Origin of the sequence: Bacillus sp. V33-4 (genome assembly GCF_002860225.1) — a bacterium.
GTDB lineage: Bacteria > Bacillota > Bacilli > Bacillales > Cytobacillaceae > Bacillus_BJ > Bacillus_BJ canaveralius.
Map to the genome: position 1 here is coordinate 50,333 of NZ_PGVC01000019.1, position 14,110 is coordinate 64,442.

The following is a 14,110-nucleotide window of genomic DNA, read 5'->3' on the forward strand; positions in this document are numbered from 1 at the left end:
CAAGTTCCATGCCAACTTCATATCCCCTTAAAATCGGCTTTTTTCAGACAGATTTGAAAGACTTGTTTGAATTTGTTACAATGTATTCAGAAAATTCGGAGATTTATACAATCCATAACGAGTCTAAACGTCGTTTGAGTTTACTTGTTTCAATTTAAAACAGTGAGTCATTTTGAAACAAAACGGGGGAGGTAAATCGGTGATTGTACAAATTGGATTATTATTTTCTTTAACTGGCACCACTTCCATAACGGAAAAAGGCCAATACCAGATAGCAAAATTTGCTTTAGAAGGATTTGAAAAGGAGTGTGACAGCCAGGTTGAATTTAAGTTTATAACGAAAGACATCAAGTCCGATCCAAATGTTGCTGTCTATCAAATTAAGAAGTTGATTGCCACTGGTATCCGTATATTTGCAGGATGTTATTCATCTGCCTGCCGGAAAGCGATTCTGCCCTTGTTAAAACAACATGATTGTTTGTTAATGTACCCTGCACTTTATGAAGGAAAGGAAATCGATAAAAATGTACTTTATACCGGCGAAGTTCCGAATCAGCAAATCGAAACGATGCTGGACTATATTACCCGTCACTTTGGAAAAAATATTTTTTTAATTGGAAGCGATTATATTTATCCTCACTATACAAATCAGCAGGTTCATTATCTTCTAGGCAATAAGAATGGTTCCGTCGTCGGAGAGCATCACCTTCCATTGGGTCATACAAATTTTTCATCCATTATCGATGAACTGAAGATAACCGCACCCGATGTAGTGTTATCCACGGTAGTCGGTGAAAGTCAGATTCCTTTTTATCGAGCATTATATGAGGCAGGCTTTTCAGCTGAAAAAATACCGGTTTTCAGTCCTATTACAAAAGAATCAGAAATCGAAGCAATTGGAGCTACCTATATGGCAGGCCATTATGCTTGTGGCGGTTACTTTCAATCCATCGATTCAGAGGATAACATTCGATTTGTTAAAGAGTTCAACAAATTTATTGGGTGCGACACTGTCATTTCCTCTGTTATGCTCAACACGTACATCGGCGTAAGGCTTTTGCTAGAATCGATCACCGAAACGCAAAGCACATATTATCAAACACTTCTTGATTATTTATCAGGAAAAACTTATGAAACACCGGAGGGTACCATCTCTATAGATAACAATCATCATTTAAGCAGAAAAATCCGAATTGGCCGGGTTTGTCTAAATGGACAGTTTACAATTGTGTGGGACTCGAAAGACACGATCAAAGCCAGTCCATTTTTTTTAGAGGAAACAAACGGATTGCACAAACAACCAACAAAAGTCGATTGGCAAGCAATGATTCTGGAGTGGGGGAAAATTTCAGACGAGCCGGTTCTGCTTATATCAAATATTGGACAAATAGTCTATGCTAACCAAAAAGCTTGTGACATTCTTGAGATCACAGCTGGACAAGTGATAAGTAATAATAGATTAAACGAACTGAGGCATACTTTCACAATCATTAGGGAATTTATTGAGTCGTTTTTTGAATTGATTGTACTTCGAAAAAAAATATACAATGAGCGTCACGTTCAAGGTGCAAAAGTGATATTCTCGCCCATTGTGACGAAAAATGCAGCGTTTCAAAAACAATTAAAGATAGCAGAGGTGGCCACACGTTCTAATGCAAATGTGCTTATTCTTGGTGAAACAGGTGTCGGAAAGGAAGTCCTGGCCTGTGCGATACACGAGCAAAGTTTGCGTGCCCAAAAACCGTTTATTGCTGTAAACACAGCGGCGTTACCGGAAAATCTGATTGCAAGCGAATTGTTTGGCTATGTAGATGGAGCTTTTACAGGGGCAAGAAAAGGGGGGAAAATTGGAAAGTTTGAAATGGCACAAGGGGGCACGTTATTCCTGGATGAGATTGGTGATATGCCAATTGAACAACAGGCTGCTTTGCTGCGGACGATTGAACAGCGTAAGATTACCAGAATCGGGGATACGAAAGAGCGCGCAATTGATGTCCGGATCATCGCTGCTACCAACAAAAGCTTGAAAGAAGAAATTGCTTTTAACGGATCGTTCCGTTCTGACTTATATTTTCGGCTGAATGTACTATCCATTCATATACCAGCACTCCGTGACAGAAGGGAGGACATTTTGGAATTAGTGCAAAAATTTCTTGCTCAATTTCAGAAGGAATATCAGGACGGGCCAAATCGGATCAGCAATAAAGCCTTGGAAATCCTTTTGTCCTATCCGTGGCCGGGAAATGTCCGGGAGATTCGTAACATTTTGGAGCGTAGCTTTTTATTAGCTATTCCTGAAGATATGATTCAACCGTACCATCTCCCAGACGATCTGTTCGTGAAAAATAATTCTCATACCTCCTTAACAGAGTTATCACTTAATGAGTCGACGAAACAGTCGATTATCACAGCTGTTAACCAGACAGCTACCTTAACAGAAGCCTCCAAAATTCTCGGAATTTCAAGAAGCACACTCTACCGAAAACTGAAAGAGTTTGATATTAAAATTAAATCTTCATGATTAACTTGCAAATCAGCATTGATAAAAGCAGAGCCATATCTTAAAGCTGATTTCAAAACCAAAGTAACGCTAAGTTCGTTCCAACTTTTTCCCCCTGCTATTAATGGATTCAAATGAAACTGTTGTAAAATTATTGATCTTCAGCTTTCTAAGTGTAAGAGTGCACCTAAAAAACATTTATCATTTTAACAACTAAAAAGTAAGGCTGCTCTTCTGTTTTTTCTAGGGGTTATTGCAGTTTATACAATTTTAATTTCAATCCATCTCACCGCTATTGGAGATAAGGTGTATGATTTCACCGGCGTAATTTCTGTCTTAACTGAGAGATAAGTAGATTCTAGCAATAGCTATGATTCAATCAGAGGCTTAGCTAAAAAAAACAATTTAGCTCGGTGAACTTGTGTTTTGTAAATCCCATCCCTCTTCCCACTTGTATAAAAGATCTTTCTTAGACTCTCCATTATCACAAAATTCGTCATCTCTGTCTCTATACGGCTCTTCTCCGTCTGTCGTTAAAAAATCAACCCATCTTAATCTCATATTGCCGCTCAAATGTTTTATAATGATTGCGATGTTATTCGATTCTTCACTTGGTTTCCTGTGTAATTGTACTTCTGATAGCTGACTAAATGCCTTTTCCGCTCGCTCCTTAAAATGTTTAAATTGGTTTATTGTTATCGAGAGATATTCTTGTTCGAAATTATTCACAAACCTTCCCCCTTTTTCCTGCCTATTCCGGCCTGGCAGTGCAACATGATTAAATAAATTTTTCCGGGTTTCTTACTCTAAGAAATAAGACAAAACCACAATTCACACAAAAATGAGCATCTACTGGCGAGTGTGTTATTACGGTGTTTTTCTTAAACAGGGCCCCATAACCTTTAAAATCGCCAGTTTTGGTTTTGGTCGATCCGCATTCTGGACAAATACTATCTTTTTTCAAAAAGACCCTCCTCCATATTTACATGAGGAATTTCCATAATGTAATAAGCTAAACCGAACAACGAATTAAATTGTCTTAATAAACCAGAAGGATTCAGTACATTGTTCGTTTTTCAGTTAAAGAAATGCTTTATGAAATTTATTTATATATCATTTACATGTGTTTGGTATGCCCTATACGCACGAAATATAGAAGCAAACAATGTACATAGAAGTATCGTGAAGAAACCAATCAACATCAGAGCCCCAGGGAGAAACACGGAAAATAACATAAGAGTACCTCCGACAAACAAAGGAAAAGAAAATGGGCGTACTACAACATTCCATACGTGGCTAGTTGATTTTGTTAATGGTGAGGAATTTCCATCTAATTCAAGTTGGAATCTAGGAAGTGTGTTGGCAGTGGTGATGAGTACAATTCCCACGCTTATAGGAATTAGTAGAAGCAAGTTAACTTCTGTTCCTGTTGAGACAAGAAGCAAGCCAGAATGAAGCATAAATAGGATCATTGACAGTGACAAAAAAATGTTTTCAAGGCCATTTATAAAACGAGAGTATGACCCTTGTTGTTTAATCAATTTTGGAAGGATAAAGAGGTTGCTGTTTACCATAACCATCGTGAACGGAATAACATATAATATGACTTCACTTGGACCATACCTTGCTTCATCAAAGGTAAAATTCGCGGCATAGAAATATATACTTACAATGAAAGATAAAATGGTTAAAACACATATGCTAATTTTTTTAATCATGATTTTCCTCCTTAGAGTTTGAATTAAATTGGATAATCCATTTCATAACATCCTGGAAAACAGTTGAATTTAAAGAATAATAAACATACTGTCCTTTTTTTACGGCATACACTAAATCAGCATTTTTTAGAACCGACAAATGTTGTGATATTCCAGGCTTACTCATATCAAAATGTTTCGCAATATCTCCAGCAGTCATATCTCCTTTTCGCAGTAGGTCTAATATTTTCCTTCTATTTTCATCAGATAAAGCTCTAAATAACTCATTTATGGACAATCAATACTTACCTCCCTCTTAAATATTTAAGTAATTACTTAACTACTTAAATTATAGTCGACGGAATTAGAATGTCAATAACATTATTCAGTTAGTCACTTTCACCGGAAAGGTGAGATGCTGATAAAAAGAAACCCTTGAAAGGCATGTAGCCAATCAAGGGAAAATTGCTGTTATTCCAATAGTTTTCTATCTAGGGAAGTCCAATAAGTAATCTGTTCAGTTGCGCTTCCATTTCATCATTTCCTAAAGTTCTGTCGAAATTTTTTAAGATTAACTGTTTTTGCTGTCTCTGTGACAAGGAAGTTACTTCCAAACATCTTGAGCAATCTCCACAACATGGCGGAGTTTTGCCCATTGTTGTTCTTCTGTCAGTAAATTACCCTCTTCTGTAGAGGCAAAACCGCATTGCGGACTCAGGCACAGCTGATGTAAATCGACAAAACGGGAGGCTTCTTCAATACGGCGTTTAACTTCTTCCGCATTCTCCAATTCTCCGAACTTAGATGTTATCAATCCCAATACGATCTTCAAATCAGGTCTTTTCACAAAACGTAATGGTTCAAAGCCACCTGCGCGGTCAGTGTCATATTCCAAAAAGAAGCCGTCAATATTAAGCCTGTCAAATAGTAGTTCAGCTACAGGCTCATATCCACCAGAAGAAATCCAAGTCGAACGAAAATTACCCCGGCAAATATGCATTGTAATTTTCATATCTGCAGGCCTGGCTGATACCGCATCATTAATTGTTTTTAAATACATACCAGCAAGATAGTCGGGATCCAAACCTCTTGCCCGAATATGCTCTTTTTGTTCTTCAGAACAAAGATACGCCCACGAAGTGTCATCCAACTGTAAGTATCTGCAGCCGGCATCATAGAATGACTGGATCGCTTTCTTATACGTTAAGGCTAGATCATGGAAAAACTCTTCATCATCGCTGTAAGCATCTTTTTCTATTTCACCGCGGAAGTGGAGCATACTCGGACTTGGGATCGTCATTTTAGTGGTATGCATTTCGGCTATGCTCTGTAGAAATCTGTAATCTTCGAGCATCGGATGCTGCCCAAAATCCAATTTTCCGGTCACTTTGATCGCGTGTGATTTTGTTTGAGTTTGATGAAATTGTATACCACTGTCTGTATCGTGACCTTCCACACCAATCAAATTTTCAAGGAAGTCAAAATGCCACCATGCCCGGCGGAACTCTCCATCTGTCACTGCTTGAAGTCCTATCTCTTTTTGCTTATTGACAATCCTCACAATTTCCTCATTTTCTACTTCTCTTAGCCGCTCCAATGTAATTTCTCCAGCCGCTCTTTGCAAACGGGCATTTTTAATTTTGTCTGGCCTTAATAAACTTCCAACATGATCAGCCCTGAACGGTGCCTCTTCTGATAAAACTGTTTGATTAGAATTACGCAAATTTGTGCTGTCGTTTAGCATCCTAGAAAAACTCCTCTCTATATAAATAAAAAAAATCTTCCTGATAAAAGGAAGAGTTTGAATACTCAATCTCCTCCTCATCTTTAAGAACAACTTGTTCTTTAGGACTTAGCACCATTCTGTTTGAAAAAACAGCGGTTGCCGGGTTTCATAGGGCCATTCCCTCCACCTCTCTTGATAAGGAAAAAAATCTATTAAATTTTAATAATTGTCACTATTATCATATAAAGAGATAACTTAAAGCAATAGATTTCAGAAAATTTTATCAGAAAATTGGTTGTACAGTTCACAAACACGGTTTAATATGTTAATCTGCTTTCCGGCCAGTACAAGAGTTTTGATCCGAATACCCGACAAGCATACTGCATACAAATCCGTAGCTTTAGAACAGTTTGCTGAAAAAATGAAAGGCGACTCGTATCAACTTTACTTTTTTATAGATAAGTACCCATTTATAAAAAAGAGAGTGTGTCAATGTAGTCCTCTTCCAATTAGATTAGCAGAAACAGGTTTCAAACCTAACTCTCTTGACCAAATTGACAACTGACCAATATGGTGAATTTCATGAGCGATTACGTGCCGAATCACATCAGCATATGTAAATCCGTCTAATTTAAGAGTTTCATTATCCTCTGACCAATTCCCAACATACTCCTCAACTTCGGGTACACAATTGTTGGATAAATCTTCTATCAATTTAAGTGAGGATTAATCTTCATAAATAAAATGAAATTTAGGCTTTCCTTGTAATCCTCTAATCCACGCTTGTTCCACGTCCACTATATGAAAAAGTGTTTGCAAAATACCTCCTTTTCCACCGACTCTTGGACGTTGTAGCTCCTTTTTCAGACAGTTGCTCACACCATTCGAACCATTCTTCTCTTACCTGCCAATTGTATCGGAATAATAACAACATTTGAGTACCCTCCGTTCCAGATATTTTTCCGAAAAACCCCTAATACCCTCCCCATTATCGACTATAAGCACTCGAATATCTTTCATAGTGTCCCCTAATTTTTAATATATTGTTATGGCGTAATTCATATATCCTCTATTGCGTTTACATAGTTTTTCTGACCAGGTTAATATAATCCTGATTTTTAAACAAACGTTTGATTAACACCCACGGGGTTAACGAATAAATCTCATTTTCGGTTTCTTATTGTTTTTAGTTCGTACATAAGTTCGAATGTGTCCATTCCTTAAGCATAACTTTGGAGTTAACTCAAACACCCCCCATTGAATGAACAAAAAATGTAAGACCTACTTCACAGGCATACCACTGTATGGATAAATGGCATGTCTTAATCCATACTCCAACGCGTCGATATCTGGCATGCTTCTCTTTTGTGCTATCTTTATGACCTTCTCAATGTCATAAGACACCCTTCTTAATTGAACAGCTAAATTTGTTTGATCGATATCAATAATTGCATAACTGGCACGATTATCACCAGCAAATGAAAAGCCTGCACTCCCCGCATGTACTATTGTTCTTCCATTCGCTTGTCTGGTAAAGCATGATGAACATGGCCAAACAAAACTAAATTTGTCTTTTCATTCGTATGTAGTTTATCTAGCTCCTCCAAGCTAGCCCACGGATACACCACCTCTCCCAGCGATTCAGGCGTGGCATGAAAAATTTCTGCATTTGTGTTATCAATTGATATGGAATCTAATAAGCTCCCGATGCGGTTATTTGTCTAGGTGACATTGTTTTCAGAGGTCCACAACCGAGTGAATGTATTGAGTTGATTCAGTCAATCAATCCCATAATTACAGTCAGAGGTAATGTAGAAGACTTGTTTAACTCGTTTCCAAAACCTGATTGGAAACCAGCAAACGAACGTCAATTGTTGTTATACGTATTTCTTACTCCCGTCTATTGGATTAATATGACTTTCTGAACGTGTTATTTTAATGTCAAGGTAGTCCAGCATTTTTGAACAAATGATTGATCAAACCCAAAGAATCACCTAACAACCGCTTAGAAAAAATCACCTCATCAGGAAGCGTTATCCTTGGAGGTGATTCTTTAGCATGGCAATCATATCAGCAGTTTGAGTACGAAATATCAAAGTCTTAAGTCAACTCTTCTCTACAACGTCTTAATTGCGCGGGTTCGGATACATATCATTCAAAAACGCTACAGATTGGTTGATTAACGCCTTCAATACATCCACATCGATATCTGATATTTTGTTGATATACACACACGCTTTGCCTGTCGTATGTTTTCCAAAGTCCTTCAGCAAGTCCGCTCGTGTTGTGTCATCCGTAGCAAAATACAAACTGATTTTGGCTTTTCGCGGCGAAAAGCCAACTAGCGGCGCATCGCCTTCGTGACCGGATTCATATTTATAATGATACGAACCAAATCCAATAATACTCGGTCCCCACATCTTCGCTTTGTAACCCGTCGTTTCAGTAAAAATATCCAGTAGTTTGTATGCATCTTCACGTTTTTTCGGGTTTTCGACACTCTCAATAAACTCAATGACACTGTTTTCGGTTTCTTTTGTTTTTAATTGGTACATAAATTAGGATTGCTCCTCCTTTTTATTTGTCATGGGAGTTGAATAGCCAAGCTTAATAATTATGATCCTATTTTTCTGCTTAAGTAAAGCCTTTAAATCCTTTTCTCCTGTTATGCAGGTACTTCGTTTTCATGATCTAAGCCTAAAGAATGCCCTACTTTATGACGGTAATAAGATTCTCTCACAAAATTTTGACGCTTTCGGTTGCCCTGTTATTTTTTGACAAAGTGCAATTTAAAGAAATGCAGGAATTCATTCAAGAGTAATAAAACCAAACGAAGGGTGTGTATTGTTGGTTTGTAATGATTATCTATATAGTCAAAAGTCGCAATTTATCATACATAAAAATATCATTCAACCTATTTTCTCTTCGTATATTTAAATGCGCCATAATCGATGACAATGATTTTACCATCATTCGATAATCTTAAGTTTCGAATCCTCATATCATTAGCCTTTATCCCTGATTTTAAAAATTTATTTTGCAATCCAGATACCTTGTGCTGATACTCTTCGTTATCTGGCACGATGTTAAGGGCCTTCTCCATAATAATCCACCCATTGCCCAACTCTTCTACTGGGCAAAGATGTACTCGCAAGATTAAGGGACAGTTTTGGTAGGTATTAAATTCGGTTTCATTGGATTGTATCCCCGACTCAGAGATTGCTACTTTCAACACAAATCCATTGTTAAGGTCATAAACAATGCGATTGTTTCCAAATCCGATCCGTTTATAATTAAGTGCTAGAGTATTTTCCGCTTCACTGATGGTTTTCATTTTTGTATCACTATCGACAATTTTCTTTTGTTCCATTTTGGATATCCACAGATTGATAGACTCTATTTCACTCTCAGTTAAGAAGGAACTGTCCACCTAAATATCTCTCCTTCCCAGATACTACGAAATAACTAGTCCACATTACATGAGTAAGAAATTTTCATTTCTTACCAAACCGTTTTGTAACGGCCGATTCAAAATTTTTAGTCGTTTCAACTACTTCGCAGTTTTTCATATATTCCTCTGGAGGAAGTTGATAAGTATGGCTTGTTAAATCTGCCCTTCTTAGACACACATAGTTATACCGGCTTGTAGAATACATCTTAACGTTATTCTCTTTACATTGGTTTCTAAAATGACTATCTGAACCGGCTTTCTGTGACGGGAACTTTATTTTTGGAAATAAACTCTTTTTAAACATCAAAGTCCCCCCTTTTAGAAATTTCGAACCGTCTTTATTTTCAAGGCCTTGTCTATATAACGTTAGCAGATCATTTTGTTCAAAATAAAGAAAACTTGTCCCTTTTCCAATTACTTCTGCTCCAGTCTTTTTAAAAGCTGTCATTGCTTCAGTTAAGTAATAAGGGGAATAATAATCATCATCATCAAACTTTGCGATAATGTCATATCGAGCTTTTGAAATACCAAAGTTTAAACAATCGCCCAATGTTTTTTCCTCTGGCAGCTGATAGATTGAGATGTTAGAATATTTCTTGGCTCTGTTGCTCCAATTATTTAGATCCATTCGATCATTATTCAAAATGATTATAAGTTCTTTGGTTTCCCATTTTTGTCTGGCATAGTTGGCAAATACATTGTCCATCATCTGATCTCGCATCGTACAAGCAATTATTGAAACCATCTGTTCACCCCGTTAAATATATAAAATCTTTATTATATTTATGAAGATCACGAACAAAAAGTGATTGTGACGGACTAAATATACCTTCATCATAATCATGTTGGACAGACAACCAAATTGTCCAAAATAGGATATAAACCAAATACAATTATAAATAATTTACATATCATACATTACTGAGGTTGATTGAATTGGAATGGTGATTTAATGAAAATCGTGCAAATATCTAGTCCAACATTCGTAACACCGCCTATTGACTATGGTGGAATCCAGAGAGAGGTTTATTATCTTACAAATCAATTAGTTGAAATGGGTCATGAAGTGATCCTCTATGGCAAGAAAGGCTCTGCATGCAAAGGGAAAGTAATTGAGTACCCTGAAGACTGTGAATCGTTACTATCATTTGTATTAGAAACGTTGCCTGAGGGGGTAGATATCATCCATGATCATAAGGGGTTTGTCGCGGAAGCACAGTTAAATATACCAACTATCTGTACTAGCCATACAACAAAAGCGAGGAAAATCCCTTCACCTGTATACGTAAGTAAAGCCGTTTTACTGGAGAAAGCTAAAGGCAAGGGGGAATTTGTTCATAACGGCCTTAATCTAGATGATTACCCTTTTTGCAGAAAAAAGGATAACTACTTGTTGTTCTTAGGAAGAATTAATGAAAATAAGGGTACTCACTTTGCGATTGAAGTGTCAAAAGAGACCGGAATACCCCTCATTATTGCAGGTCCTGTTCAGCAGGACGGAGTGGAATACTTCAAGGAAAAAGTTCAGCCATTTATTGATAACAAACTAATTAGATATGTCGGCCCAGTTGGTGGAGAACAGAAACTTAACCTAATAAAAAAGGCAAAATTCGTGCTTTTTCCTATAACATGGTTTGAACCTTTTGGATTAGTCCCAATTGAGGCAATGGCATGCGGAACACCAGCCATTTGTTTTCGAAAAGGTGGCGTAGTGGAAACGATGCAAGGTTTTCCCGAACTACTCTGTGATACAAAGAAAGAAATGATCAAAATCATTAGAAAGAACAAGAGTCCGGATCCCCAAAAAATGAGACAGTATGTCGAAAAACATTTTTCTATTAATATGATTACTAGAAAATATCTGAAATTATATAAAAGAACGATCCAGACATATGAAAAATGGGATAAAAGTTGAAAGGAATCATTATGGCAGCGGGTTATGGGTCAAGACTTAGCCCAATAGCTCAAGTAAGATCAAAATTTCATTGCCGGTGCAGAATAGGTTGTTTCTTCTGAAAAAATGGAGCTCCCTTTCAGACTATTCCAACGTTTACTGCCTGAGAACTGGCAGTCAGAAGACGTCGGCACAAGCTTATTAGCGTGTGTCTTTTACTTTGGAGATCATTATTTTCTAATAATTGATTTCACTCTTCCGACCTGTTCGTCAGCCAGGCGGACTTTGATTCCATGCGGATGGACGCTCGAATTCGTAAGCAGGTCTTTGACAATTCCCCGTGTCAACATCCCGGTCCGCTGATCCTTTTTCAAAACGATCTCAACCTCCAGGCCAGGTTCAATATTTTTTCGGTAATTTCCTTCAGTTGTCATATATCATCGTGTCCTTTCTTTTTCTGCAGCTGTACTGGCTTTGTGATATGCACTTCTAATGATATAATGAACCGAATTGAAAATCCACTTAACTGGAGGCAGCATGTTAACTTTTGAACAGAAATTGGCGATTATCGAGTCTTTTCCTGAACTCGAGCGAAAAAATGTATCGCTTGGCCGCGTGAACTTTCAATATGAAGAAAGTGCATTTGACAAAAAAAATGTCGTTTACCACCTTCATCCTAACGGTAACGGTTTTGTGTATGCCGAGCTGGCAGAAGGCTATCAAACCGATGATAAAGGTCTTGTCAACATCCGCGATTTTGATGAGAGTGAACTCCGGACCATTATTGCAGATGCCATTAAATCGCTCGCACCGCGTTCCAACGAGGAAGCCGCTATTATTGGTGATGCTCCGCAAGAACTCTGGATTAATTCTGAAAACCAAACCCTTATCCTGATAGAAGAAGACGATTTGTGGAATACATATGCAGGGCTTAACTTAGATGGAACTTTTCCGTCCTATAATGAAGCTGTACAGTACTTAGAAGAAGAAGGCTTTAAGCGCCGCTAAACAAAAGAAGGCTAGATCCAGCGCCTGGTGGATCTCAGCCTTCTTTTTTCGTCTATCGTATGATCGCGGCCAATTAAACCAATTTGCCAAATCTCATAAAGTGGTTCATTTGTAACACAGCCGGTGAAAGCATATTTGCTGACGCTTATTAAATGCCCTGATGCCCGCCTGCATGAAAAAGGGACACTTATCTATGAAAGCGGAACGGCCCTTTAGCGCAGATTAAAAATATTGCGGAGTTTTTCTAACGGTTTTTCAGGGCGGGTTTGCCTGTTTTGTGCTGATTGAAGGGCATTGTTTACATCGATTAGCCCGTTGCCAAAGTTTTCGTCTTTTCCTTTATACCCCAAATCGATCGCCGATGTTTTGATAATTTGCATGACCTCAAGATTGGAAAGCTCCGGATTGGCAGACAGAATCAAACCTGCCAGTCCAGTCACATGCGGGGCGGCCATGGAGGTACCCGAGAGGGCTGCATACTGGTTATGAACATACGTGCTTGGAATATAGACACCCGGTGCGGCAATATCAACAAAGTCGCCATAATTTGAAAATTCTGCCCGATTCCCATTATAATCCACAGCCGAAACACTCAGAACTTGCGGATAGGCGGCAGGGAATGAAGGCTGTTCGGAATTGTCATTTCCCGCAGCCGCAACAATTACAACATTATGGTTATAGGCATACTCTACAGCTTCCTCCATCACGCCGGATCGCTGGTAATTACCAAGACTGAGGTTAATGACATCCGCTCCATGATCGACTGCCCAAAAAATACCCTTCGCAATATCAAGGGTAGTGCCATAACCTTCAGCGCCCAGTGCTTTGATTGGCATGACTTTATTGAACCAGGTGACACCGGCGGTCCCTTCCCGGTTATTGGTTTCAGAAGCGATGATCCCGGCCACATGTGTCCCATGACCATTGTCATCATCCGGGTTATTGTTATTCGCGAGTACATTATAACCTTCGCTGAGCCGGTTTTTTAAGTCGGGATGATCCAGATCCACCCCTGTGTCAACGATCGCGATTTTAATCCGTTTATTACCGCGGGAAATGTTCCATCCTTGCTCTGTCTCAATGACAGGAAGGTTCCATTGGTACCGCTCCCTGTAAATCAGGTCATTCGGTATATTCAGCCCATTTTGCAAGAGGATATAATGCGGCTCCGCAAATTCGATGTTTTCCCGTGTGTTAAAGTAGTCAAGCAGCTGGGCTGTATCTCGGCTATCTGAGCGGAACACATATGTAGAATTAAAGTGTCTGACCATGCTTCCTTCGATATCGCTGGCAATCCGGCTGATCTCTTCTTCTGAAGGCTCTGAGATGAAGTCCACAGCTGCCTGATGGTCATAATAATGGCTTGTGTCCTGGTTGTTGTGATAGATAACCTTTATTTCCGGATCATGATTCAGCCTCGCTGTAATATCTTCTCCATTTTGGACGTTGTTGATATTTATGGCATTAAGCGGGTTGCTGCGTTTATTCTGCAGCACCCTCAGTTGGCCGCTTGTGTTGATTCGAGGCGTTGTCCGGCTCTGCTGCTCGGTTTCATCCTCCTGCAAAAGCTGAACAGCTGTAAAAATGAGCAGGAAAACAACCGAACCTGCTGCAAGTAACCATTTTGTTCTTCTCATATTCACACCCCTGTTTAGTATCCTCTTTCTATTATCTTGTAAAAAGAGGGCAAAAAATAAACTGAGGAAATCACTGGAATGTCTTATATATAAAGTTTTTTTGTGGAGGGGGGAGAAGATTTGAGACAGAGTGGTTAATTCTTCAGCGATGGAACATGTAGAAAGCTTAAAAGAACAGTTAAGCTTTTTCGTTGTTA

Annotated in this window: 15 protein-coding genes, 1 pseudogene and 1 riboswitch; of the genes and pseudogenes, 4 read left to right on the forward strand and 12 right to left on the reverse strand. The window is 38.5% G+C overall.

Going from position 1 to position 14,110, the window contains the following annotated elements; all coding sequences use genetic code 11:
• The first annotated feature begins 199 nt into the window (after positions 1–199).
• Positions 200–2,521: a transporter substrate-binding protein gene (locus CVD23_RS07635; protein ID WP_101665644.1), complete on the forward strand. Its 2,322-nt coding sequence runs from the start codon at positions 200–202 to the stop codon at positions 2,519–2,521.
• A 384-nt stretch (positions 2,522–2,905) separates the two neighbouring features.
• Here the strand turns inward: CVD23_RS07635 and CVD23_RS07640 are convergent, their stop codons facing one another.
• The 7 genes and pseudogenes from CVD23_RS07640 to CVD23_RS22830 all read right to left on the reverse strand — a co-directional run.
• Positions 2,906–3,229, reverse strand: a complete 324-nt coding sequence (locus CVD23_RS07640) for a DUF1572 family protein (protein ID WP_101665645.1) — start codon at positions 3,227–3,229, stop codon at positions 2,906–2,908.
• A 49-nt stretch (positions 3,230–3,278) separates the two neighbouring features.
• Complete coding sequence (locus CVD23_RS07645) at positions 3,279–3,464, reverse strand: hypothetical protein (protein ID WP_101665646.1); 186 nt, start codon at positions 3,462–3,464, stop codon at positions 3,279–3,281.
• Between the two features lie 142 nt (positions 3,465–3,606).
• The gene (locus tag CVD23_RS07650; RefSeq protein WP_101665647.1) at positions 3,607–4,218 is read right to left on the reverse strand and encodes a hypothetical protein; all 612 of its coding nucleotides are present in this window, start codon (positions 4,216–4,218) and stop codon (positions 3,607–3,609) included.
• Positions 4,211–4,489 carry an autorepressor SdpR family transcription factor gene (locus CVD23_RS07655; protein ID WP_180955595.1) on the reverse strand — a complete coding sequence of 93 codons (279 nt, stop codon included), beginning with the start codon at positions 4,487–4,489 and terminating at the stop codon, positions 4,211–4,213. Before CVD23_RS07655 ends, CVD23_RS07650 begins: the two co-directional genes overlap by 8 nt.
• A gap of 312 nt (positions 4,490–4,801) precedes the next feature.
• A complete protein-coding gene (locus CVD23_RS07660) occupies positions 4,802–5,941 on the reverse strand; it encodes a 5-methyltetrahydropteroyltriglutamate--homocysteine S-methyltransferase (protein ID WP_101665649.1) in 1,140 nt (379 codons plus the stop codon).
• A gap of 74 nt (positions 5,942–6,015) precedes the next feature.
• A riboswitch (SAM riboswitch) is annotated at positions 6,016–6,125 on the reverse strand.
• 287 nt (positions 6,126–6,412) lie between these two features.
• Positions 6,413–6,637, reverse strand: coding sequence for a DinB family protein (locus tag CVD23_RS22825; protein WP_374702621.1), 225 nt, complete (start codon positions 6,635–6,637; stop codon positions 6,413–6,415).
• Between the two features lie 38 nt (positions 6,638–6,675).
• Positions 6,676–6,857: pseudogene (locus CVD23_RS22830) on the reverse strand (DinB family protein); the annotation flags it as partial.
• Positions 6,858–7,638: 781 nt separating this feature from the next.
• Here CVD23_RS22830 and CVD23_RS22835 point away from each other — a divergent pair.
• On the forward strand, positions 7,639–7,848 hold the full coding sequence (locus CVD23_RS22835; protein WP_125928970.1) for a hypothetical protein: 210 nt from the start codon (positions 7,639–7,641) through the stop codon (positions 7,846–7,848).
• A 201-nt stretch (positions 7,849–8,049) separates the two neighbouring features.
• Here the strand turns inward: CVD23_RS22835 and CVD23_RS07670 are convergent, their stop codons facing one another.
• The 3 genes from CVD23_RS07670 to CVD23_RS07680 all read right to left on the reverse strand — a co-directional run bounded on the left by CVD23_RS07670 (position 8,050) and on the right by CVD23_RS07680 (position 10,119).
• Entirely contained in the window at positions 8,050–8,478 is a 429-nt protein-coding gene (locus tag CVD23_RS07670) for a DUF1801 domain-containing protein (protein WP_101578868.1), read from the reverse strand.
• A 359-nt stretch (positions 8,479–8,837) separates the two neighbouring features.
• Positions 8,838–9,293 (reverse strand): hypothetical protein, encoded by a 456-nt coding sequence (locus CVD23_RS07675; protein ID WP_142382826.1) that lies wholly within the window; start codon positions 9,291–9,293, stop codon positions 8,838–8,840.
• A gap of 124 nt (positions 9,294–9,417) precedes the next feature.
• Positions 9,418–10,119, reverse strand: coding sequence for a glycosyltransferase (locus CVD23_RS07680; protein WP_101578870.1), 702 nt, complete (start codon positions 10,117–10,119; stop codon positions 9,418–9,420).
• 207 nt (positions 10,120–10,326) lie between these two features.
• Between CVD23_RS07680 and CVD23_RS07685 the strand changes: the two genes are divergently transcribed.
• Complete coding sequence (locus tag CVD23_RS07685; protein WP_101578871.1) at positions 10,327–11,289, forward strand: glycosyltransferase family 4 protein; 963 nt, start codon at positions 10,327–10,329, stop codon at positions 11,287–11,289.
• A gap of 209 nt (positions 11,290–11,498) precedes the next feature.
• Here the strand turns inward: CVD23_RS07685 and CVD23_RS07690 are convergent, their stop codons facing one another.
• Positions 11,499–11,702 (reverse strand): YwbE family protein, encoded by a 204-nt coding sequence (locus tag CVD23_RS07690; RefSeq protein WP_101665650.1) that lies wholly within the window; start codon positions 11,700–11,702, stop codon positions 11,499–11,501.
• A 103-nt stretch (positions 11,703–11,805) separates the two neighbouring features.
• On the opposite strand from CVD23_RS07690, the gene CVD23_RS07695 reads away from it, so the two are divergent.
• Positions 11,806–12,276, forward strand: a complete 471-nt coding sequence (locus tag CVD23_RS07695; protein WP_101578873.1) for a hypothetical protein — start codon at positions 11,806–11,808, stop codon at positions 12,274–12,276.
• Between the two features lie 212 nt (positions 12,277–12,488).
• Here CVD23_RS07695 and CVD23_RS07700 read toward each other — a convergent pair whose 3' ends face one another.
• Positions 12,489–13,913 carry a S8 family peptidase gene (locus CVD23_RS07700; protein ID WP_101578874.1) on the reverse strand — a complete coding sequence of 475 codons (1,425 nt, stop codon included), beginning with the start codon at positions 13,911–13,913 and terminating at the stop codon, positions 12,489–12,491.
• Between the last annotated feature and the right edge of the window lie 197 nt (positions 13,914–14,110).